Below are 21,700 nucleotides of genomic sequence, written 5' to 3' on the forward strand. Positions count from 1 at the left end.
AGAACGTTCGCCCTGCTGCCGCGCGCATCATTCCGCTGCCGCGATATGCCCGAGCTCCACCACCTGGCGCTCGAACAGGCCGCGATAGATCCCCCCCGGCTTGCCCGCGAGCAGAGCATGCGTGCCCTGCTCGACGATCTCGCCGCGGTCGAACACCAGGATCCGATCGAGGCTCTTCACCGTCGACAGCCGGTGCGCGATCACGATCGAGGTGCGGCCCTTCATCAGCCGCTCCATCGCCTGCTGGATCATTGCCTCCGATTCCGAATCCAGGCTCGAGGTCGCCTCGTCCAAGATCAGCACCGGCGCATCAGCCAGGAACGCGCGCGCCAGCGCCACGCGCTGCCGCTCGCCGCCCGACAGTTTCACGCCGCGCTCGCCGACGAGGGTGCCATACCCCTTCGGCAGGCGCAGGATGAAGTCGTGCGCATTCGCCAGCCGCGCCGCCTGCTCGATCGCTTCCAAGCTGGCACCGGGCCGGCCATAGGCGATGTTCTCCGCGAGCGTGCGGTGGAACAGGATCGGCTCCTGCTGCACGATCGCGATCTGGCTGCGCAGCGATTGCTGCGTGGCGTGCGCGATGTCCTGGCCGTCGATCAGCACGCGACCGCCGCTGACGTCGTAGAGCCGCTGCACCAGCTTGACGAAGGTGGTCTTGCCGGAGCCGGAACGGCCGACGAGGCCGACGCGTTCGCCGGCGCGGATCCTGACCGACAAGCCGTCGTACAGCGGCGCGCGATGGCCGCCATAGTGGAACGTGACGTCGTCGAACACGATCTCGCCGCCCTCGATCGCGATCGGCCGCGCATCGGCTGCATCCGCAATCCCGATCGGCTCCTCATGGATCGCCACCAGCTCCTCCATGTCGTTGACCGAGCGCTGGAGGTTGTTGATGTGCATGCCCACGTCGCGCAAATAGGCGTGGATGACGTAGTAGCTCGTCAGCACATAGGTGACGTCGCCGGGCGAGGCATGCCCGTACATCCACAGCAGCACCGAGCCGCCGATCACCGACCCCCGCAGGCATAGCAGCAGCGAGAGCTGCGCCATGGCGGTGTAGTTGTAGCGGAACCAGGTTCGTCGCACCCGCACGCGCCAACGGCTGATGACACGGGCGAGCCGCGCATCTTCACGCCCTTCGGCGCCAAACGACTTCACAACGGCGTTGCAGGTCAACGCGTCCGCCAGCGTGCCGCCGACCTTGGTGTCCCAGGCATTGGAGACGCGCGCGGCCGGCGCGATGTAGCGGGTCGAGAACAGCACCGTCATCGTGACATAGGCCAGCGCGCCGAGCGCGATCACCGCGCCGAGCGAGGCCCAGTGCACACCAAGCAGGATCATCGAGCCGATCAGCACGACCAGCGACGGCAGCAGCGCCAGCAGGATGGTGTCATTCAGCAGGTCGACCGCCCACATGCCGCGCGTGATCTTGCGCACGGTCGAGCCCGCGAAGGAATTGGCGTGCCAGTCGGTCGAGAAGCGCTGCACGCGCAGGAAGGCATCCTGCGCCAGGTCGGACATGATTTTCAGCGTGAACGGCACGATGGCCTGGAGCCCTGCCAGCCGCAGCACCATCGAGGCCGCACCCAGCGCCACGATGGCGCCGAATGCGACCAGGGCGGCGTGGCGCGCATCAGGATCTGACGGCCCGCGCGTCAGCGCGTCGATCAGATGCCCCGAGAACACCGGCATGAACAGGTCGGCGGCCGTCGCGCCCAACAGGCCGCCGACCACGACGAGGCTGCGGCCCGGCTGCTTGAGCCAGTGCCGGAACACGAAGGGCAACACCACGCGGATAGCCGCGGGCTTCTTTGACAGAGCGGTCATGGCATCATCCGGCCGCATCGCGCGGGCCGGCTCCATCGCTGGACGCAAGCTGGCCGCGAGGGCCGAGAGGCGTCACGTAAGACTGATTTTGACTTGGGAAGCGGAGCGATCGGGACGTGGCGCCCAATCGAAACTGGCGGAAGAGGCCTCTAACAGGCCGCGTACATACCGAACCAGGAGATCATCGAGCGCGGGCGTACGATCTGCGAAAGCAACGAAGTCATGCAAATCTCCCCGGTTCGATTGAATGAGGTGCGCTTTATAGATGTGTCGCAGGCTATTTGCAACGGGGCCCTCGCGAGTTCACGGACGAGTGTTGCAATTTGGTGCGGGGTCGCCTCACACTCGCTGTCATTCCCCGCGAAGCCGGGAAATCCAGTACGCCGCGGCCTCTCGGTCCTAACGCCGGGCCCCGATGATACTCGGCCGGCGAAGCTTCAGCGAAGGCGGCAAGCCGGGCGACGACACCCCCTAGATAGCTGCCGTCAATGCGCGTCGCCGCCGGCGGTCGGCGAGACCGGCTTGTTCAGCAGCGTCACGAGCAGGCTGAGGCCGAGATAGAACAGCGTGAGGATGAAGAAGGCATCGCCGAAGCTCATCACCACGGCCTGGCGGTGCACGAGCTGGGACAGCTGCTTCATCGCCATCAGCGTGGAATCGCCGAGCCCCTGGAATTTCTGCATGAACATGGTCAGGGTTTCGGTCGCGGTCGCGTTGCCCCAGGTCACGCGCTCTTGCAGGCGGGTAATGTGCAAATCGGTGCGGTCGTTGAGCACGGTGTTGATGACGGCCAGGCCGACCGCGCCGCCGAGGTTGCGCATCAGGTTGAACAGGCCGCTGGCGTTCTTCACCCTGTCGGGCGCCAGCGTGCCGAGCGCGATGTTGTTGGTGGGCACCATCGCGAACATCATGCCGATGCCGCGCAGGATCTGCGGCACCAGCAGCTCGTAGAAATCGTAGTCGCGCGTGATCCACGTCATCTGGTAGGAGCCGATCGCGAACACGACGAGGCCGAAGGCGATCATGTAGCGCATGTCGAACTTCACCATGAGCCGGCCGACCAGCGGCGCGATCAGGAACATGGTGATGCCGGAGACGAACATGGTCTCGCCGATCATCAGCGCGCTGTAGCCGCGCACTTCGGCGAGGTAGCGCGGATAGATGTAGGTCAGGCCGTAGAGGCCAATGCCGATGCAGAACTGCAGCAGGCAGCCGATCGCGAAATTGCGGTTGGAGAAGGTGCGCAAATTGACGATCGGCTCGGCCGCCGTGAACACGCGCCAGAAGAAGGCGATCGCCGAGATGGCGCAGATCCACGCGCAGATCGCGACCGAGGTATCCTGCAGCCATTCATATTGCGGGCCCTCCTCCAGCACATATTCGAGCGTGCCGAGGAAGCCGGCCATGAAGAGGAGGCCCCACCAGTCGAAGCGGTCGAGCAGCTCGAAATGCGGCTCGTCGAAATCGACCAGCGCCAGCACGCCGATTGTGATGCCGATGCCGGGCACGACGTTGATGAAGAACAGCCAGTTCCAGGACATCAGGTCGGTGATGTAGCCGCCGACCGTCGGGCCGATCGTGGGAGCCAAGGTCGCGACCAGGCCGATGATGGGGCCGACGATGTGGAATTTCGTGCGCGGGAAGACGGTATAGGCGGAAGCGAACACCGTCGGGATCATGCCGGCGCCGAGGAATCCCTGCAGCGCGCGCCAGAGGATCATCTCCTCGATGGTGGTGGCAAAGCCGCAGAGCAGGCTCGAGGCGGTGAAGCCGGCCGCCGAGATCGCGAACAACAGCCGCGTGCCGAAGGCGCGCGACAGGAACCCCGACAGCGGAATGGCGATGACCTCGGCGATCAGATAGGCGGTCTGGACCCAGGAGACCTCGCTGGAGCTTGCCGACAGCCCGGCCTGGATCTCGCTCAAGGACGCCGAGACGATCTGGATGTCCAGGATCGACATGAACATCCCGAACACCATGATGATGAACGCAAACAGCCGCTTCGGCGCGATGCGCTCCGAAGCCGGCGCCGCCATCATGGCAGGGGAAGCGGTGGTGGCGGTGGCCATGGTCTGACCTCGCAGCGCTCGGTTTGCGGTTACTGCGGGTGGATCGCGGTGGGATCGTCGAGATCGACCTCGCTGTCGGCGTCGGCGGCACCCTTGTTGGTGTCGACGGTTGCATAGACCGACATGCCGGCCCGGAGCAGGTTCTGCTTCGCCACCGATTTCGGCACGCGGATCCGCACCGGCACGCGCTGCACGATCTTGGTGAAGTTGCCGGTGGCATTGTCCGGCGGCAGCAGCGTGAACACCGAGCCCGCGCCCGCCGCGATGCTGTCGACGACGCCGGAGAACTTGCGCATGCCATAGGCATCGACCTTGATCGTCACCGGCTGGCCGGGACGGATGCGCTTGAGCTGCGTTTCCTTGAAATTGGCGTCGATATAGACGTCGTCCAGCGGCACGATGTTGCCGAGGCGCTGGCCGACCGCGACGAAGTCGCCGGCGTTGACCAGGCGGTTGGAGAACGTGCCGTTGACAGGCGCGCGCACCGCGGTGAAGCCGAGGTCGCGTTCGGCCTTGGCGAGCGTGGTCTTGAGCTCGGCGAGCTGGGCCTGCGCTTCGGCCTGCTGGGCCTTGGCGACGTCGACATTGCTGACGGCGACATCGTAGGCGGCCTGCGCGGCCTTGACCGCGGCGGCGCCCTGATCGCGTCCCGCTTCCGAGCTCTCGAACACGGCGCGCGAGGCGAACCCTTTGGTGCTCAGGGCCTGTTGCCGCTCGTAATCGAGATCGGCGCGCTTCAGGCCCGCCTCGGCGGAGACGAGCTGTGCCTTCGCCTGTGCGACCTGGCTGTCGAGTGCCGCGACCTGGCGGCCGATGCGGTCGATGGTGGCCTGCTGGGTCGCGATTCTGGTTGCGGCGGCATCGACGGCGATCTTGTAATCGCCCTCGTCGATGCGGAAGACGACGTCGCCGGCGCGCACCGTGGTGTTGTCGCCGGCGAGAACCGAGGAGATGTGGCCGGAAACGCGCGCACCCAGCATGGTGCTATTGGCGCGCACATAGGCGTCATCGGTGGAGATGTAGAAACGGCCGACCAGCGTGTAGTAGCCGGCATAGCTCGCGGCGGCGAGCGCCAGCACGAGACCGACGCCCATCAGGACGAATTTGCGCTTGCCGGATTTGGGTGCACCGGCGGCGGGCGCCTCGGGCGCGGCCGGCTTGTCGGCCACGGGCTTCTCGCCGATGTGACGCTTGGTTTCCGCGGCCACATGAGCACGCAACTGCTCGCTAGGGGGGGCGGATGCCTCGGACGCATCATCGCCGCTCACCTGCTCCTCCACCGCTTCCTGGCGAAGGACGCGCGCAGCCTGGTCTCTCGATACGGCCATCACGGCCTCCCCAAAATAAGTGCGGTCAGGGACGGCCGTCCTGCGGGACGGCTCCCCTCACTGATCCTAAATACCATTGACCGAACGGTTCGGTCAATATACATAATATTCCTAGCCGGATCCTACTGGCCCGAATCCTTTATTTGCGTTTCAAGGTTGGCACCTCGTCCAGAAACCTTCCGAGACCCTGAACCAATGGTTGTAGCTGCCGGCGAACATCTGCACGTCGTCCAGGAGGAGGACAGCTCCAAGCGCCGCCAGATCCTCGACGGCGCCCGCAAGGTCTTTATGGATCTCGGGTTCGACGGCGCCAGCATGGGCGAGATCGCGCGTGCGGCGCAGGTCTCCAAAGGCACGCTTTATGTCTACTTCGCCGACAAATGCGCGCTGTTCGAAGCCATCCTCGAGCAGGAGGCGCTCCAGCACGGCCAGGTCGTGTTCAATTTCGATCCCGCGCGGGATGCCGAGACCACGCTGAAGGAGTTCGGCCTCGCCTACCTTCACCTGGTCTGCCGGCCCGGCGGCGGATCGGCGATCCGCACCGTGATGGCGATCGCTGAACGCATGCCGGATGTCGGCCGCCGCTACTATGCGCGCGTGCTCGACAAAAGCATCAACCGCCTCTCCTCCTATCTCCAGGCCCGCGTTGGTTCCGGCGATCTCGCCATCGACGATTGCGACCTTGCCGCCTCGCAGTTCATGGAATTGTGCAAGGCATCGCTCTTCCTGCCCTTTGTCTTCCAGGCCGCGCCGGCGCCGTCGGAAGAGCGCATGACAGAGGTGGTCGACAGCGCAACGCGGATGTTCCTGGCGGCGTATCGGGCGAAATAGCCGCGCGTTGCGCGGTCGGGCCGGGCGGCACTATATTGCGGCCATGCCCCGTGATCTTCGCCCGCCTGTCGATGTCCTTCATTACGAGATCGTCCAGGAACAGGCCTCCGCGCTTGGACGAATGGGCCGCACGCTCGAACAGAGCCTTGCACGATTGCGCGAGTTCGACGCCGCCCATGCGGAAGTCCCGGCATCGAAGCAGCCGGCCAGGCGCAAGCTCGTGCTGGAAGCCGGCCAGGCACTCTGGATGTTCGTGGTGCAACGCGAGGCGTCGGGCTTGCGCGACAGCCGCCATATCATGCGCACCTACAACGTCCCCGGCGAGGTACAGCGATGCATGGGGCTGGTCCCCGTCCCGTCGAAGCCGGCCGCGTAGATCGTAGCCGGCATGAGGCAGTGCTAATCGTCGGCGTATTCGTCTTCCTCGCGCTTGCGCGCCATGCTCTTGCGTGACCCCAGCGAGCCGGTCACGGACGGATCGCGCGCATTGGCATAGGGGCTGCGCGACTGTGCACGCGCGGCGACCTCTTCGCCGGAGGCGGCGGCGGGCTGGCAGATCAGGCGGCGGCTGGCGCGGCGCATCAGATCGACGTGGATGTGATCGTAGTGATAGACGTTCGACCCCGGCGCGAGAACGGTCGTGAAATGCGCGCAGGCGCCCGACTGCACGTCGCGCAGGAATCCCTGCTCTTCCGGCATGCCGCGCCAGCCGTCCTTCACGGTGACGCGGCGGCCGTCGGCGAGCACGAAGGCGGAAATGTCGAGCGCATTGCCGAAGGCATGTTCGGAGATGTGTGAATGCGGATTGCCGTTCATGCCGCGGCACGAATAGGCGGAGATCTGCTTGATCTCGGCGACGCGGACGCCGAACCAGCGCATCGCCGAAGGCTGCACGGTGTCGGCGAGCCAGCGGTCGAGCTCGGACACGATCGGACAGGCCAGCGTTGCGGTCGGCTTGATCGCGACCGGGCCGACGGCCGTGACGGGGTTGCCCTGCGCTGGTCCAAGGCGCGGCAGCGGCTGCTGCTGCGCAGGCGCCTGCGAGTACGGCGCCGGCCGCGCAGGATAGCTCGGCGCATTCATGTAGCGCGCCGCGCCGGCGGCGTCGGTGCCGTCGGGCGGCAGGTCGATCTCGTCCTCCTGCGTCGCCACGCCGGGCGCGTTCAGCGACATCGGCCCGGACGAGGCGCCATAGCCGGCGGGCTGGCGCGCCGGGCTTTCGGGATAGTTCGAGCGTTGCGGATAGGACGAGGCCGGATAATTCTGGGTCTGCGGGTCATTCGATCGCGGCTGCGTCACAGGCCAGCGCGGCTGGGCGCCGATGCTGCCCGGCGGGCGCAGCTCCTCGTCGGCAAAGCCATAGGTGCCGGAGGCCTCGCCGATCGCCGCGACTTTGAGTGGAAATTCGGCGCCGCACTGGCCAGGGCCGGAAATCGGGTCGATGCGGACGATGTCCGCAGTCTCCTTGACCGCACCGGATTTCAGGCATGCAGCTTCGGCCTCGGCCCGCCATGGCTCACGTTCGGCCTGGAAGAAGCCGCGTCCGCAACCCGCTAGCGAAACAAGGACGATGGAGCCGACGAGATACAAACGAACTCCGCGCGTCATGCGCGCAGGTTCGGTGAATTTGCTTAAAGACTCTTCAACACGTTGATTTCATCGATCTTTAACCATGCCGGCTGCGCTGCCGAAAAACCCGGCAGGAGCGAGCGACAGCAAGGCTGACTTTTTCGCGACGAGACTCTCTGTTAACCATGATGCCTGCGCGAAACGAACGCGCATGGAGGGACCTCATGACGTTCGCCGGGAGACTGAGTGTTGTCACCGCGTACCTCGCCATGGCCTTCGTCGGCGCTATCGTGCTCGGCATGATCTAGAAGACAGCAGTCGACCACACGGCGTTTGCTTAAGCCTCCCCTGGAGGGAAGGGCTATTGCCTATGGCATTCTGCGAAAGCTGAACACGCGCCTCGTCCTTCGAGACGACCGCTTCGCGGCCTCCTCAGGATGAGGCGAAGCGGCATCAAGAGCCCTTTGAACCTGGCGCAACGCGGTCCTCATCCTGAGGGCCTGCCGACGGCGGGCGTCTCGAAGGATGGCCACAAGCGATATCACTCCCATATGCGATTGCCTTTGCCCTCCAGGGGAGCGTTAAGCGAAATGCTACGACCGCGCACCCCATTGCCCCGACGTCGTGATGAGCTGCGCGCGATGTCTCGACACGTGTCCAGTCATTGCCGGAGCACCTGAAACGGCCGAACACGCAGGCTTCGACGTGGAGCTTGCCGGGGCTCTCCAGCGTCATCAAGACCACGCGCGATCGTTGTGAGGTTCATCACAGAACGCCCGGTCCGCCCGGCCTAGGGTCGAACCACGCTTCATCCAGCGGCGACTTCAGTCCATCGGGACCACGCCATTTCGGAGGTTGTCATGAACAAGCTCACCATCGCCGCCACCGCGCTCTTCCTGGCGTCAACCGCCGCAGCGCATGCCGGCGGCAATTCGATCTCGTTCCAGATCGAGGGCCAGCACATCCGCATCGAGACGCCGCGCAACTGCGCTTCGCTCAATTGCGTGACCATCGTCGCACCGGGCCTGTCGGACAAGCCGATCAAGCTGAACAACATCAACCTCAAGGGCCTCGGCGGCTTCAAGGACGACGACGTCGATACCACGCCGGCCCCGGCCACGACCGCGCAGCCCGCGCCGGGTCCGGTGCAGCAGCAGCCCGTGCAGCAGGCGCCGGTCCAGGCGACCGCACCGGCGGCGCCCGTTGTTGCGCCCGCCGCGCCCGCGCCGACCGTTGCCGCGGCTCCGTCCGTCGACGCGACGGCACAGCCGGCGCCCGTCGCAGTTCCCGCTCCGATCGCCCCGCCCGTTGCTGTTGCTCCTGCCCCCGCCCCGGCTCCGGTGGCCGCCCCGAACTCGCCGATCGGCGTGTGGGCGACCGAAGAGAACAAGGGCAATGTCCGCGTCGAGCAGTGCGGCGCCAATCTCTGCGGTTACGCCGAGAAGACCAACGAGCGCATCCTGATCAACATGAAGCCCGACGGCGCCAAGTGGAGCGGCCGCATCCACGACCCCGACTCCGGCCGCAACTACGACTCGACCATCGCGATGAAGGGTCCGAATGCGATGCGCGTGCAGGGCTGCGCCTTCGGCGGCATGTTCTGCGGCGGCCAGATCTGGAAGCGCGTGAGCTGATAGCGAACACATCGCGGCTGACAAGCCTTCGCGTTCTTATGATGACGCCACGTCCCTGACATCCGGGACGTGGCGTTTGAACGTTCGCCCCTTCCGTGCGAGAGATGTTCATCCACCATTCAGCCTGACGCGGCTGATATCGGTGGACCTCACCTCGCGTTCTCACCGGGACTTCATTCGTGGCTTTGATGGTGGCTTGGCGCCGCTTCCTGCTTGCTGCTCCGCTGCTGGCCTTGCCGCTGGCGGGCGCGAGCGCCGCATCGGCTTCCGACACGATCGAGCTTGCGCAGGCGCAGCCACAAGCCGAGCCGACGCCGGCCCCCTCGCCGACGCCCTCGGTCTCGCTGGCACCGGCCGCAGACGCACAACCCGCCGCGGTCGAGCCGATCGGCAACGTCGCGACCGTCACGGGGATCGCGACCGTGATCCGCGACAAGAACTCCTATCCGCTGCGGGTGCGCGACGACATCTATCTCAACGACGTCGTTCAGACCTCGTCGAACTCCTCGCTCGGCATCACCTTCAACGACGCGACCACGTTCAATCTCTCCGCCAGCGCCAAGATCACCATCGACAATTACGTCTATGAGGACGGCGGCAAGCAGAACTCCGCGATCTTCGACGTCGGCAAGGGCACCGTCGCCTTCGTTGCGGCCGCGGTGGCAAAGACCGGCAACATGAAGATCACGACGCCGACTGCGACGCTCGGCATCCGCGGCACCACCGGCGTCGTCGACGTGCCTGAAGGCGCGGCAGCGAACAGCGCGCGCAACGTCAACATCAAGCTCTATCCCGACGCCGACGGCCGCGTCGGTCACATCGACGTCGATGACCGCACCAGCGGCACGCGGCTCGGCGCGCTGACGCAAGCATCGAGCGGCTTTGCGATCCGGCCAGGCACAGCCGCCGCCGGCATCATGCGCTTCGCCGCGGTACCGATCACGATTCCCGCGCAGCAGATCGCGCGCGACCGCGGCTTCGTCAACCAGGTCCATCTGGCACAGACCGCCGGCCGGCAGATCGTCACCGAGCAGCGCGACTCCCGCCGCGCCAATCCGGCCGCGAGCCCGCGCATCCCGCGGCCGTTCCAGCCGCAGCAGCAGCAATTGCGTCCAAACGCGGCGCCGGGCCAGCAGCCGCAGCGTCCGAACGGTCAGCCCGGCCAGGACACTCGCCCGGGTCAACAGCAGCCGAGCGCGCCGGGCCGGCAAGGCGCCCAGCCGCCGCAGCGGCAGGGCCAAGGTCAGGGACAAGGACAAGGCGCCGTGCAGCCGGGTGGCCAGCGCGGGGGTCAGGGTCAACAGCCGCAAAATCAGCGGCAGCAGGGCCAGCAGCCTGGCCAGCCGCACGGTGCGGGGCGTCCAGCGCGGCCCGGACAAAGCCCCCTCCCAAACAGCGCGCCACAAACCCAACCGCAGCGCGGCGGACAGATTCAGCCTGGCGGTGTGGTGCCACCGCAGCCCGGCCCGCAGCCGCAACTGCCGCGCACAGGCATGCAGCCCGGCCAGCCGCCTGCGGTACAACAGCCGGGCATGCAACGCCCGGGCGGCTTCCAGCAGCGCCTGCCGGGCGCACCTCGCCCCGCAGCGCCGCGAAAGCCGCCGCCCGCTTCGAAGGAGAAGAAAGAGCGGCGGTGACGTTGCGTCAGCGCGCTCGGTGCGCTCCCTCGCCCCGTTCTTGCGGGGAGAGGGTTGGGGTGAGAGGGGCTGCTTCCCGCGAGCTCGATCTCGATTGTCGGCGGAGCATCCAGCTCGACAATCGTTGCGCGAATCCGATGGACGTCACTTTTCGGCAATGACGTGCCCAGCCCCTCACCCGGATCGCTTGCGCGATCCGAGTTCTCCCCGCGGCAGGGCGGAGAGGTGAGAAGCGAGAACTCACGCCTCGCCGCGCAGCCAGGCCTTCACCTTCTGCAGCAGGCCGTGACGCAACTCGTCGACGGACGCGGCTTCCGCCGGTGTCAGCGTCTGCAAGGCGGCATCGATATCGTCGTTTGCCAATGCCGGCTCCGGCACAGGCGTTGGCGCAGCCGCAGGCACCAGCCCTGCTGAAGCAAGCGCGATCGGGCCGACCTGGTTGAGGAAAGCGCGCTCGTACTCGCGCGAGAGGCGGCTGAGCGCATCGTCCAGCGTCAGCCAGTCCACCGCCTTGATGTCGTTCATCAGCTTGCGGACCGGCCCGCCGTCGGCCTCCATCCGCCAGAAATGCACGACCTTGGACCGCCCGCCGGACTGATAGACGAGCGTGCCCAAAAATTCGTGCACGGCGACGTCGTGGCCGGTCTCCTCCAGCACCTCGCGGTGCGCCGCCTCCTTCGGCGTCTCGCCGTCGTCGAGCTTGCCCTTGGGCAAGACCCATTCATTGCGCTTGCGCTGGCGCACGACCGCGATCAGCGGCTCAGATCCTCGCCGCAACACAATCCCCCCCGCCGCCATGACCGGCGCCCGCGCCATCGCCACATCCGTGTCGTCAAATCGTCCCCGCCGAACATATAGGCGGCGGGAACGGCGGATTGAAGGCTACTTTCTCCTGAGCAGCGCTTCGCCTGCGCGAATGCGCGTGCCCTCGGCGATGCCGTCGCAGAAGGTGAAATCGCCGGGCGCGAGGATGATGATGGTCGAGCCGTGCTCGAACCAGCCGAGCTCCTCGCCCTTGCCCACCTTGACATCGCAGGGGAAATTCACGGGGCCGCGAGTCTGCGCGTTCAGCACCATGTCGAGGAAGTGCAGGCGGATGCTGGCAACCAGGATCGCGGCGACCGGCACCAATGTCACGGCCTCGCCGGTCGACAAATGCGTGCGGATCACCGCGCGCTCGTTCTTGCAAAACAACCGCTCGACCCGCTTCAAGGCGATCGGGTTGACGTTCCAGACGTCGCCATGGATCAGCGTCACGCGCTCGATATGCGCATCGTATGGCGCATGGAAGCGGTGATACATGCTCGAGGTCAGCCGCAGCGTGACGAAAGAGCCGTTGCGGTGCTGCTCGACCAGCGCGGAATCGCCGACGAGATCGAGCAGCGAATACGGCGCGCCCTTGACCTGAAACAGCTCCGTGTCGGCGATCCGTCCATGCGCACCGACGATGCCGTCCGACGGGCTGGCGACGATGGAGGGGTCCGGATCGAACGGCCGCAGGCCCGGCTTCAGCTCTCGGGTGAAGCAGTCGTGCAGGCTCTTGAAATGGGTCTTCTTCGCCTCCGACAGGTCGAGGTCGGAGAACAGCTTCCACAGCGCGATCGAGACGTCTCGCACCAGGGGATTCTCGATCTTGGAGAACCAGCCCATGAAGCGGGTCAGCGCGGCGCGGGGGATGCGGTTGGTCAACAGGAAGTTGAGATCTTCCTGCTGGGTGAAAGAGGCGATGAGGGCTTTGACTGTCATGAATCTGTCAGCTCACAGTATTAGCGCTTGTTGTCATGGAAACGACACTCCCGATTCTCTCGATGTCCGTGGCCGCCGCAGCGTCCGCTGCCGCCGTCCTCCCGAAGCTCAAGGCACGGGTCGAACTGTCCCGCGCCAAGCACCGTTCGCTCGCCGGGCACTCCAAGATGTCGCGGCGGGGGGCGAGGCTGCTGCCGTTCTACGAGTTCGAAGGCGACAAATATTTCGGCTGCGACGGCGCGCCGGCGAACGTCGTGAAGCAGCGCAAGGACGCCTTCTTCCGTCTCGCCAGGCTTTACGCCGAGCGCTACCCCAAGGGCCGCGCGATGACGAAGGAAGCGGCCGAGAAGATCTCCGATCTGAACTTCACCGAAAGCTACCGCGTGCCATTCCAGTTCTCGCGTCTCGTCCGCGAGCATCTGGGCACCTCGACCTTCATGGAATCCTCGCGCGGCGTCACCGTCACGGACGTCGACGGCAACACCTCCTACGATCTCACCGGGTCCTACGGCGTCAACATCTTCGGCAACGACTTCTACAAGGAGTGCATCGAGGGCGCCGAGAAGCGCGCACAGGCGCTCGGCCCAGTGCTCGGCCCCTACCATCCCGTGATCCTCGAGAACGTGAGCCGGCTCTGCCAGATCTCCGGCCTCGACGAGGTCTCCTTCCACATGTCCGGCACGGAAGCCGTCATGCAGGCCGTGCGGCTCCCGCGCTACCACACCAAGCGCGCGCATCTGGTTCGTTTCGCCGGCGCCTATCACGGCTGGTGGGGCGACGTGCAGCCCGGCGTCGGCAATCCCATTCCCGCGCACGAGACCTACACGCTCGCCGAGATGTCGGAGAAGACGCTGCATGTGCTGAAGACGCGCAAGGACATCGCCTGCGTGCTGGTCAATCCGCTGCAGGGCCTGCATCCCAACGCCAACGCGCCCGGCGATTCCTCGCTGGTCGATTCCTCTCGCGGCGGCAACTTCGATCGCCCGGCCTACACCCAATGGCTCAAGAAGCTGCGCGAGGTCTGCGACCAACGCGGCATCGTCCTGATCTTCGACGAGGTCTTCGTCGGCTTCCGCCTCGCCGCCGGCGGTGCCCAGGAATACTTTGGTGTCAAGGCCGACATGGTGACCTACGGCAAGAGCCTCGCCGGCGCCCTGCCGGTCGGCGTCGTCTGCGGCAGACGCGAGCTGATGCGCCGCTTCCGCGACGACCGTCCCGCCGACATCTGCTTCGCCCGCGGCACCTTCAATTCGCACCCCTACGTCATGACGGCGATGGACGAGTTCTTGAGCCGGCTCGCCAGCCCGAATTTTCGGGCGGTCTATGAGGGCCTCGAGGCGACCTGGAATGGCCGCGTCCAGAAGCTCAACCAGATGATGGAGAGCGCCGACCTGCCGGTCCGGTTCGCCAACTTCTCCTCGATCTGGACGGTGAAATACACCACGCCGTCCCGCTACAACTGGATGCTGCAATATTACTTGCGCGCCGAGGGCCTGGCCTTGAGCTGGGTCGGCACCGGCCGGCTGATCTTCAGCCTCAACTACACCGACGCCGACTTCGCCGAAGTCGCAGACCGCTTCGTCCGCGCCGCGCAGAAGATGAAGGCCGACGGCTTCTGGTGGCACGACGGCGCGCTCACCAACAAGCAGATCAAGCGGCAGATCTTGAAAGAGATGCTGGCCAAGCGCTTTGGCCGCTGAGGCTGGCTCTCTCCTCATCATCGCCGTCATTCCGCGGCGGTCCGCAGGACCGAACCCGGAATCTCGAGATTCCGGGTTCGATGCTTCGCATCGCCCCGGAATGACGGTGCACATAAGAGCTCCCCACACGTGGATGCCCGGCACGAGGCCGGGCATGACGTAACCATCAGACATCGGAGTGTGTTGTGTGCGCAGCGCGCTCAGGCGTGCTGCTCTTCCAGCGAGGACTCGCCGATGAGGCCGAGCGTATGCTCCGGGTTGAGGTGCAGGCCGGGGTCCATCAGCTCGCCGCGCATCAGGGCGAGCGGGGCCTTGTGGTAGAGCATCAGGTCATGGAACGGATCGGTCAGGATCTTGGTCATCCAGACAAGGCCGGTCTCGATGTCGCGGATGAAGAACAGGTGCACGGTGCGGAACAACAGACCGCCGCCGCCGACCACGAGCCAGATCTTGGCGACCTGCCGCATGAAGTCGGTCGCGCTCGCCCACGGCGTGAACAGGCCGAACAGCGTCGGATCGGCGACCAGCACCAGGGGCGAGAACGCCCAGATCGCCATCAGCACGACCTTGCGCTGAAGGTTGTAGCCGACCTTGATCTCTTCCTTGTGCTCGTGCGTCGCCTGGTTGATGTGGTCGTAGGTGTGCGGCTCGAAGAAGAAGTGTCCGGCCTGGCGCGAGGTCATCGAGACCAGCCAGCCGACCAGCGCGGAGACCACGGGATCGATGAACAGCCAGACATAGGCGAGGAGGAAGCTCAGCGCGCTGACGAAGTGCAGGCTCTGATTGATGCGGCTGTGGTGATAGTAGCGATGGTCGTCCCAGCGCTGGATCCGCAGCTGCTCGAGATAATTCTTGATCATGCTCTTCCCCAAAATGCTTCTCGGGTACGGGGTTAAAGGGATTCGATGTACGCCGTGTGACAACATCATCTTGTCATGTGATGACACGCAGCGGCGCGATGACGCACGACACACGCGCCTGATGTCACGCCGCTTTCGCGACGTCGACCTTGCGGAAGCGCACCAGCGAGAAATGACCGAGCGGCGGAATCAGGCGGCGCTCGGCAAGCTCGATGCCGTGGGCACCGGCCAGCCACTTGGCATAACGCGACCAGGCGAACTCGGCGGTACGGAAGCCGAGCGGACGTACCACCGGCTGCAGCTTCTGCTCGATGAACCGGCGCACGCCCGCATCGGCGCTGACGCGGGTCAGGATGATCAGCTCGCCGCCGGGACGCAGCACGCGGGCGAACTCGTCGAGCGCCTTCTCCGGGTTCGGCACGGCGGTGACGACATATTGCGCCATCACCACGTCGAAGGAATTGTCGGGAAATTCGAGCTTCTCGGCGTCCATCACCGCAAGACCCTCGACATTCTTCAGCTTGCCCTCGGCGACGCGCTGGCGCGCCTTGTCGAGCATGGCTTCCGAAATGTCGGTGCCGAAGATGCGCAGGTTCGGCGCGTACATCGGCAGCGAGATGCCGGTGCCGACACCGACCTCGAGCACGCGGCCGCCGATCTTGTTGGTGGCCGCGATCGCGGCCTGACGGCCCTTGGCGAACACGCCGCCGAACACGAGATCGTAGACGGGCGCCCAGCGGTCATAAGCCTGCTCGACCGTGCCGCGCGTGAGGTCGAGCTGCTGGGTGCCGTCAAGGTTCATGATCTTAGCCATCGATGAGGTTCTCGCTGTGGGTCAAATGAAAGGTCAACCGCGCACCGGCCGCCGCGCCATGCGGGGCGAGGCGCGCAAGACGCGGCTGGGCTGAAGTGAGGTGAGGTTGCCGACGAACTGGCGCGCGCTGTTCTCCCAGGAGCGCTCCAGTGCGAAGTTGCGGCAGGGCTGGCGCGACATGGTGAGTGCGCGCAGGCACGCGGTGCGCAAATCGTGGTCGATCGCGCCGATCGGATGATCGGCGATGACGTCCTTCGGACCCGTGACCGGAAACGCCGCGACCGGCGTGCCGCAAGCGAGCGCCTCGAGTTGCACCACGCCGAACGTGTCGGTCAGGCTCGGGAAGACGAAGACGTCGGCGGCGGCAAGATGCGCGGTGAGATCGGCGCCCTTCTTCTCGCCGAGGAACACGGCGTCGGGATATTTCTTTTCGAGCGCCGCCTTCTGCGGGCCGTCGCCGACGACGACCTTGGTGCCGGGCAGGTCCAGCGAGAGGAACGCTTCGAGATTCTTTTCCACCGCGACGCGGCCCATCGTCATGAAGATCGGACCCAGCAGATCGAGCCTTGCCGGGCTGTCGGGATGAAACAGCTCGGTGTTGACGCCGCGCGTCCAGAAGCCGAGCCGCTTGAAGCCGCGCTCGGACAGCTCCTGCCGCAGCGACGGCGTCGCCACCATGGTCATCGCGGCAGCATCGTGGAAGTGGCGCAGCACGGCATAGCCGACCGCCGCAGGGATGCCGGTCCGCACCGAAACATATTCCGGAAAGCGCGTGGTGTAGGAGGTGGTGAAGGCCAGCCGGTTGCGGCGGCAATAGGCACGTGCGGCCCAGCCGATCGGGCCTTCGGTAGCGATATGCAGTGCGTCCGGCGCGCACCTCTCGATCCGCCGCGCGATCTCCTTTCCCGACGGCAGCGCAATGCGCAGGCCCGGATAGGTCGGCAGCGGCCAGGACGGAAAGCCGTCCGGGGTCAGGAAGTCGATCTCGACATCGAGCGCCTTGGCGGCGCCTGCCAGCGAGGTCAGCGTCCGGACCACGCCGTTGACCTGCGGATGCCAGGCGTCAGTCGCGATTAATACCCGCATGGGAAAATCCCGAGAGTTTGATGATTCTCGGCTTTCGACCATCAACCATGGATATTTCAGGCGTGTGACGTCACAGAAGTGTCGGCGGCCGGTTTTGTACGCTCTCCGGCGGGCCGAGCCACGAAACTGTCATGAAACAATCCTTGCCGCCGTGAAACCGTTTTGGGTTTTCCGCGCAAATGTCCCGAAACGTTTTGCCGTTAGTGATCTACGCAACAGAGCACCGCAACGGTGCCATGGTGGCCGAGAACCACCAAGCAAACAGGGGCGATCACATGTTCAATCTGGATATTTTCAAGACGTTTTCGCGCGCCGTTGCGCTAGGTGCTGTCGCGGTCTCCGCAATCGCATTTGCGGGTAGCGCCAAGGCCGCGCCGGTGCAGATATTCCCCTTCTCCCAGCCGCTGCCGCCGATGGCCGCGCCGCAGCCGTTCCAGCCCTACCAACCCTATCAGACGCCGACCTATCAGACTGAGCCGTCCGAGGATCAAGACGTCGTCGAGATGCCTGCCCGCTTCCGCCGCCAGACCGTCGCTTACGCGACGCGCGAAGCAGCGGGCACCATCATCATCGATACGCCGAACACCTATCTCTATTACGTGCTCGGCAACGGCCAGGCCCTGCGCTACGGCATTGGCGTCGGCCGCGACGGTTTCACCTGGTCGGGCGTCCAGTCGGTGTCCAGAAAGGCCGAGTGGCCGGCCTGGACCCCGCCGGCGGAGATGATCGCCCGCCAGCCTTATCTGCCGCGCCACATGGCCGGCGGCCCCGGCAATCCGTTAGGGGCCCGCGCCATGTATCTCGGCGGCACCATCTACCGCATCCACGGCACCAACGCTCCCGAGACCATCGGCAAGCGCGTCTCGTCCGGCTGCATCCGCATGACCAATGACGACGTCACCGACCTCTATTCGCGTGTCAGCGTCGGCACCAAGGTGATCGTGCTGCCGATGACCGAGCGCCGCGCGGAGCTCGGAACCGCGACGCGCTGAACCGTCTGGACATTGTGACGCAAACGGCCCCGGAACCCCGTCGGGGCCGCTTTCGTTTGCTCTCATGCCGGCGCGCGCGCCGCGGCGCGGGTCCTCCATGGAGGCGCAAATGCAATCACGGCTGCAATCCCCAGCGAGCCCTCGGCTGCACGCGATCGTCGGAGCACTGACGCTGCTCGTGTCCGCTCCCTCCGCGCTCGCGCAGCAGCCGACCAGCGACGAGGCCGGCAAGCAAGCCTTCAACAATTCCTGCCGCACCTGCCACTCGGCGAAGGAAGGCGACAACCGCCTCGGCCCCAACCTCAACAAGATCGTCGGGCGCAAGGCCGGCTCGCTGCCGGACTACAACTACTCCTCGTCGATGAAGGAAGCCGGCTTCGTCTGGGACCAGGACAAGCTGACGCGCTTCATGGTGAAGCCGGACGACGTGGTGTCGGGCAACAAGATGCAGCCCTATGGCGGCGTCTCGGCGGAGGAAGCGGCGAAGGTGATTGCGTATCTGCAGTCGGCCTCGCAGTAACGACCTAGGCGAAGCGGGTCGTTTTGTGTCGGCGATCGTGGCCATCCTTCGAGACGCCCGCCTGCGGCGGGCCCTCAGGATGAGGAGCGGAGTGTGCGGTCGCCTTTCCCTACGAAGCGCTTGCACCAAGGCGAAGATGCCGGTTAGCCTCATCCTGAGGAGCGCGCCCTGGCGCGCGTCTCGAAGGACGAGGCGTTCACGATGACGGACGGGGCGTGGCTCTACATTCTCGAATGTCGGGACGGCAGCTACTACATCGGCACGACGCGCACCCACCTCGAGATCAGGGTTGCGCAGCATAACGCCGGCACGTTCGAGGGCTACACAAAGTCACGTCGCCCCGTGACGCTGATCTTCTCGCAATGGTTCGATTGCATCCCGACGCGATCGAATGCGAGCGGAAACCCAAGAAGTGGAGCCGCGCGAAGAAGGAAGCCTTCATGCGCGGCAATTTTGCCGAACTCCATGAATTGGCAAAGCGCGCATCAAGTCATCCTTCGAGACGCCCGCCTGCGGCGGACCCTCAGGTCTGAGTGTGCGGCAACATATCGCCGCGGGACCGCTGGTAGTTAGCCTCATCCTGAGGAGCCCGCTGAGCGGTCGTCTCGAAGGGCGAGACGTTCACACGGACGGACGACACGGACGCGCCCGCCGCTCCGCGATCAACCTCAGCCACGCTGCCGAGTGAAACGCGCTCATCAAGAGATACATCGGCACCATTCCGCCGAGCAGAGAGCCCTGCCCGGCGGCACACAGCAGGTCTGCCGGCCCACCCCCGATCATGACCGTCAGCACGGCCATGATCGCGAAGGTCGGTGTCGCCGCCAAGGCCAGCCACAAGGCCAGCCACCTGGCGAGATGGCGCGCCGTCACAACGCCGTCGCGAGCGGCGCCGGCGGTTGCGCTGGCGGGACTAGTCACGTCCTTCCGCAGCCTCCTTGCGAAAGGCCTTCTCGCCGGCGTCGGAGATCTCGACCCACTTCTTGTCGGGCTCGGCGCCTTCCGTGTAGCTGTCATGCCAGTTCCACCATTTGTAGGTCGGCGTCTGCGGATAGCCTGGCGGCGAATCCTCCCAGACCTCCTGACGGCCGAGCGGGGTGATGTCGAGGTAGTTCCAGGTGCCGCCCATCTGCTCGTCGCCGCGACTCTTGACGAAATAGGTGCGGAAGATGCGCGTGCCGTCGCGGTAGAACACGTTCGTCCCGTGCCATTCGTCGACGCCGAAATCGGCGTCGAAGCTGTCGGTGACGGTGACCCACGGCATGATCCAGCCCATCCGCCGTTTCAGCCGGGCGATATCGGGCTGCGGCGCGCGCGAGGCGAACACCAGCGTGGTGTCGCGGGCGTTCAAATGCGCGACATGGGCGACCTGGTCGGCCACCATGGAGCAGCCGCGGCAGGCGTGATCGGGCCAGCCGAACACGCCGGGCTCGAAGAAGGCGCGGTAGACGATCAGCTGCCGCCGCCCCTGGAACAGGTCGACGAGACTGAGCTTGCCGCCGGGCCCCTCGAACGCATAGGTTTTGGTCACTTCCATCCACGGCATGCGCCGGCGCTCGGCGGCCAGGGCGTCGCGGGCGCGGGTATGCGCCTTTTCCTTGACGAGCAGTTGCTGACGGGCTGCCTCCCAGTCCTGCGGCGACACCACCGGCGGTGTCTGCATGGCGGTCTGTGCGTTATTCCGTTCGTTCTGGGCTAATGTCATCATGACTCTCCAAATCGCTCGCTTGGGCGATCGGCCTGCGTGGCGGAACCGCTCGCCCCTCACCGCACATCGTCGGCCGTCAACGATTTCTGGCACCGCACAGTTGCGCGGTGGGAGTAACAAGTGTGGCGGGATTTGAATGGAGTCGCTGATCACGGCCGCCGCCCGAGCGCTGGAAGCGGGCGATCCGCTCGGCGCACTGAACCGCGTCGCGCTCCGCAACGATGCGCCGTCGCTGGCGCTGCGCGGCATTGCGATGGCGCAGCTTGGCGATCTCGCCAAGGCCAAGTCGCTGCTGCGCAGCGCCGCGCGCGCATTCGGTCCGCGCGAGGCGGTCGCGCGCGCCAGATGCGTGGTCGCCGAAGCCGAGATCGCACTGGTCTCGCGCGACCTGAGCTGGCCCGCGAAAACGCTCGCGGCGGCGCGTGCAACGCTCGAGAAGCACGGCGATGTCGTCAATGCCGCCCATGCGGGCCACATCGAGGCCCGCCGCCTTCTTCTCCTCGGCAGCCTGGACCAGGCCGGACGCACGCTGGCCGAACTCGCCAGCCTTCCGCTGCCGCCTGCATCGCAAGTCATGCGCGAGCTCGTCGTCGCCGGCATCGCCATCAGGCAACTCAGGACGAAAGACGCGCGCGCGGCGCTGGCGCGCGCGGCCCGTGCGGTGCGGCAGGCCGACATTCCCGCACTCGCGGCCGAGGTCGAAAGCGCGAGCCTCGTGCTCGATGCGCCGGCGGCGCGCCTGATCACGCGCGGCGAGGAGCGGCCGCTGCTGCTCGAACAGGTCGAAGATCTCGCCACATCCGAGGCGCTCGTCGTCGACACGTTCCATCATGCGGTGCGCAGGCGCGGCACCATCGTGCCGCTCGGCACCCGGCCGGTGCTGTTCGCCCTCGTCCGCATCCTGGCGCAGGCCTGGCCCGCGGACGTCTCGCGGCAGACGCTGATCGCGGGTGCGTTTCACGCCAGGCATCTGGATGAATCGCATCGCGCGCGGTTGCGCGTCGAAATCGGGCGGCTCCGCACCCAGCTCGAGCCGCTGGCCGACATCAACGCGACGAAGCAAGGGTTCGTGCTGACACCGCGCAAAACCCGCGATGTCCTCGTACTGGCGCGGCCCGTCGAGGAAAAACATGCCGCCGCCCTCGCCCTCCTCTCCGACGGTGAGCCCTGGTCGAGCTCGGCGCTCGCGCTGGCGCTTGGCACCAGCGCGCGCACGGTGCAGCGAGCGCTCGACGAGCTGGCGCGATCGGGCAAGGTGCAGTCCTTCGGACATGGCCGGGCCCGGCGCTGGATGACGCCGCCCGTCCCGGGTTTCCCGACAGGCTTGTTACTCCCCATGCCGCTCCTGAAGGCGTAAATTGGACCCCATCACAGGGAGC

Annotated in this window: 20 protein-coding genes; 9 read left to right on the forward strand and 11 right to left on the reverse strand. The window is 65.9% G+C overall.

All coding sequences use genetic code 11. The annotated features are described in order from the left end of the window. Positions 1–27: 27 nt before the first annotated feature. From X268_RS24655 to X268_RS24665, 3 genes are all read right to left on the reverse strand, one after another. Positions 28–1,827 (reverse strand): ABC transporter ATP-binding protein, encoded by a 1,800-nt coding sequence (locus tag X268_RS24655; protein ID WP_128927330.1) that lies wholly within the window; start codon positions 1,825–1,827, stop codon positions 28–30. Between the two features lie 485 nt (positions 1,828–2,312). Then, a complete protein-coding gene (locus tag X268_RS24660; RefSeq protein WP_128927331.1) occupies positions 2,313–3,896 on the reverse strand; it encodes a DHA2 family efflux MFS transporter permease subunit in 1,584 nt (527 codons plus the stop codon). A 29-nt stretch (positions 3,897–3,925) separates the two neighbouring features. Further along, complete coding sequence (locus X268_RS24665; RefSeq protein ID WP_128927332.1) at positions 3,926–5,224, reverse strand: HlyD family secretion protein; 1,299 nt, start codon at positions 5,222–5,224, stop codon at positions 3,926–3,928. 195 nt (positions 5,225–5,419) lie between these two features. Here X268_RS24665 and X268_RS24670 point away from each other — a divergent pair, with 195 nt between their 5' ends. Both X268_RS24670 and X268_RS24675 read left to right on the forward strand, forming a co-directional pair. Beyond that, the gene (locus X268_RS24670; RefSeq protein WP_128927333.1) at positions 5,420–6,055 is read left to right on the forward strand and encodes a TetR/AcrR family transcriptional regulator; all 636 of its coding nucleotides are present in this window, start codon (positions 5,420–5,422) and stop codon (positions 6,053–6,055) included. A gap of 43 nt (positions 6,056–6,098) precedes the next feature. After that, complete coding sequence (locus tag X268_RS24675) at positions 6,099–6,431, forward strand: DUF6665 family protein (protein ID WP_128927334.1); 333 nt, start codon at positions 6,099–6,101, stop codon at positions 6,429–6,431. Positions 6,432–6,454: 23 nt separating this feature from the next. On the opposite strand, the gene X268_RS24680 is transcribed toward X268_RS24675, so the two are convergent. Further along, on the reverse strand, positions 6,455–7,663 hold the full coding sequence (locus X268_RS24680; RefSeq protein WP_128927335.1) for an extensin-like domain-containing protein: 1,209 nt from the start codon (positions 7,661–7,663) through the stop codon (positions 6,455–6,457). 821 nt (positions 7,664–8,484) lie between these two features. Between X268_RS24680 and X268_RS24690 the strand changes: the two genes are divergently transcribed. Together X268_RS24690 and X268_RS24695 are read left to right on the forward strand one after the other, a co-directional pair. Continuing rightward, positions 8,485–9,258: a DUF2147 domain-containing protein gene (locus X268_RS24690; RefSeq protein ID WP_128927336.1), complete on the forward strand. Its 774-nt coding sequence runs from the start codon at positions 8,485–8,487 to the stop codon at positions 9,256–9,258. Between the two features lie 188 nt (positions 9,259–9,446). After that, positions 9,447–10,895 (forward strand): FecR domain-containing protein, encoded by a 1,449-nt coding sequence (locus tag X268_RS24695; RefSeq protein ID WP_164938184.1) that lies wholly within the window; start codon positions 9,447–9,449, stop codon positions 10,893–10,895. Between the two features lie 240 nt (positions 10,896–11,135). On the opposite strand, the gene X268_RS24700 is transcribed toward X268_RS24695, so the two are convergent. Both X268_RS24700 and asd read right to left on the reverse strand, forming a co-directional pair. Further along, on the reverse strand, positions 11,136–11,711 hold the full coding sequence (locus X268_RS24700) for an NUDIX hydrolase (protein ID WP_128927338.1): 576 nt from the start codon (positions 11,709–11,711) through the stop codon (positions 11,136–11,138). A 66-nt stretch (positions 11,712–11,777) separates the two neighbouring features. Then, positions 11,778–12,641 (reverse strand): archaetidylserine decarboxylase, encoded by an 864-nt coding sequence (asd, locus tag X268_RS24705; protein WP_128927339.1) that lies wholly within the window; start codon positions 12,639–12,641, stop codon positions 11,778–11,780. A gap of 35 nt (positions 12,642–12,676) precedes the next feature. Here asd and X268_RS24710 point away from each other — a divergent pair, with 35 nt between their 5' ends. Continuing rightward, positions 12,677–14,341 carry an aminotransferase class III-fold pyridoxal phosphate-dependent enzyme gene (locus X268_RS24710; RefSeq protein ID WP_128927340.1) on the forward strand — a complete coding sequence of 555 codons (1,665 nt, stop codon included), beginning with the start codon at positions 12,677–12,679 and terminating at the stop codon, positions 14,339–14,341. A gap of 200 nt (positions 14,342–14,541) precedes the next feature. On the opposite strand, the gene X268_RS24715 is transcribed toward X268_RS24710, so the two are convergent. From X268_RS24715 to X268_RS24725, 3 genes are all read right to left on the reverse strand, one after another. Beyond that, positions 14,542–15,201, reverse strand: a complete 660-nt coding sequence (locus X268_RS24715; RefSeq protein WP_128927341.1) for a hypothetical protein — start codon at positions 15,199–15,201, stop codon at positions 14,542–14,544. Between the two features lie 124 nt (positions 15,202–15,325). Then, complete coding sequence (locus X268_RS24720) at positions 15,326–16,015, reverse strand: class I SAM-dependent methyltransferase (RefSeq protein WP_128927342.1); 690 nt, start codon at positions 16,013–16,015, stop codon at positions 15,326–15,328. Positions 16,016–16,048: 33 nt separating this feature from the next. Continuing rightward, positions 16,049–17,101, reverse strand: coding sequence for a glycosyltransferase family 4 protein (locus X268_RS24725; RefSeq protein WP_164937917.1), 1,053 nt, complete (start codon positions 17,099–17,101; stop codon positions 16,049–16,051). 275 nt (positions 17,102–17,376) lie between these two features. Between X268_RS24725 and X268_RS24730 the strand changes: the two genes are divergently transcribed. From X268_RS24730 to X268_RS24740, 3 genes are all read left to right on the forward strand, one after another. Next, complete coding sequence (locus X268_RS24730) at positions 17,377–18,093, forward strand: L,D-transpeptidase (protein ID WP_164937918.1); 717 nt, start codon at positions 17,377–17,379, stop codon at positions 18,091–18,093. A gap of 109 nt (positions 18,094–18,202) precedes the next feature. Continuing rightward, positions 18,203–18,613 carry a c-type cytochrome gene (locus tag X268_RS24735; RefSeq protein ID WP_245477641.1) on the forward strand — a complete coding sequence of 137 codons (411 nt, stop codon included), beginning with the start codon at positions 18,203–18,205 and terminating at the stop codon, positions 18,611–18,613. A 201-nt stretch (positions 18,614–18,814) separates the two neighbouring features. Further along, positions 18,815–19,186, forward strand: a complete 372-nt coding sequence (locus X268_RS24740) for a GIY-YIG nuclease family protein (RefSeq protein WP_347341902.1) — start codon at positions 18,815–18,817, stop codon at positions 19,184–19,186. 48 nt (positions 19,187–19,234) lie between these two features. Here X268_RS24740 and X268_RS24745 read toward each other — a convergent pair whose 3' ends face one another. Beyond that, positions 19,235–19,534: a hypothetical protein gene (locus X268_RS24745; protein ID WP_128927346.1), complete on the reverse strand. Its 300-nt coding sequence runs from the start codon at positions 19,532–19,534 to the stop codon at positions 19,235–19,237. Then, positions 19,527–20,318, reverse strand: coding sequence for a DUF899 domain-containing protein (locus X268_RS24750; RefSeq protein ID WP_430648428.1), 792 nt, complete (start codon positions 20,316–20,318; stop codon positions 19,527–19,529). The genes X268_RS24745 and X268_RS24750 overlap by 8 nt, the downstream gene beginning before the upstream one ends. Before the next feature lie 139 nt (positions 20,319–20,457). On the opposite strand from X268_RS24750, the gene X268_RS24755 reads away from it, so the two are divergent. Next, positions 20,458–21,678, forward strand: a complete 1,221-nt coding sequence (locus X268_RS24755) for a helix-turn-helix domain-containing protein (protein ID WP_128927348.1) — start codon at positions 20,458–20,460, stop codon at positions 21,676–21,678. The last annotated feature ends 22 nt before the right edge of the window (positions 21,679–21,700 follow it).

Origin of the sequence: Bradyrhizobium guangxiense (assembly GCF_004114915.1) — a bacterium.
Taxonomy (GTDB): Bacteria; Pseudomonadota; Alphaproteobacteria; order Rhizobiales; family Xanthobacteraceae; genus Bradyrhizobium; species Bradyrhizobium guangxiense.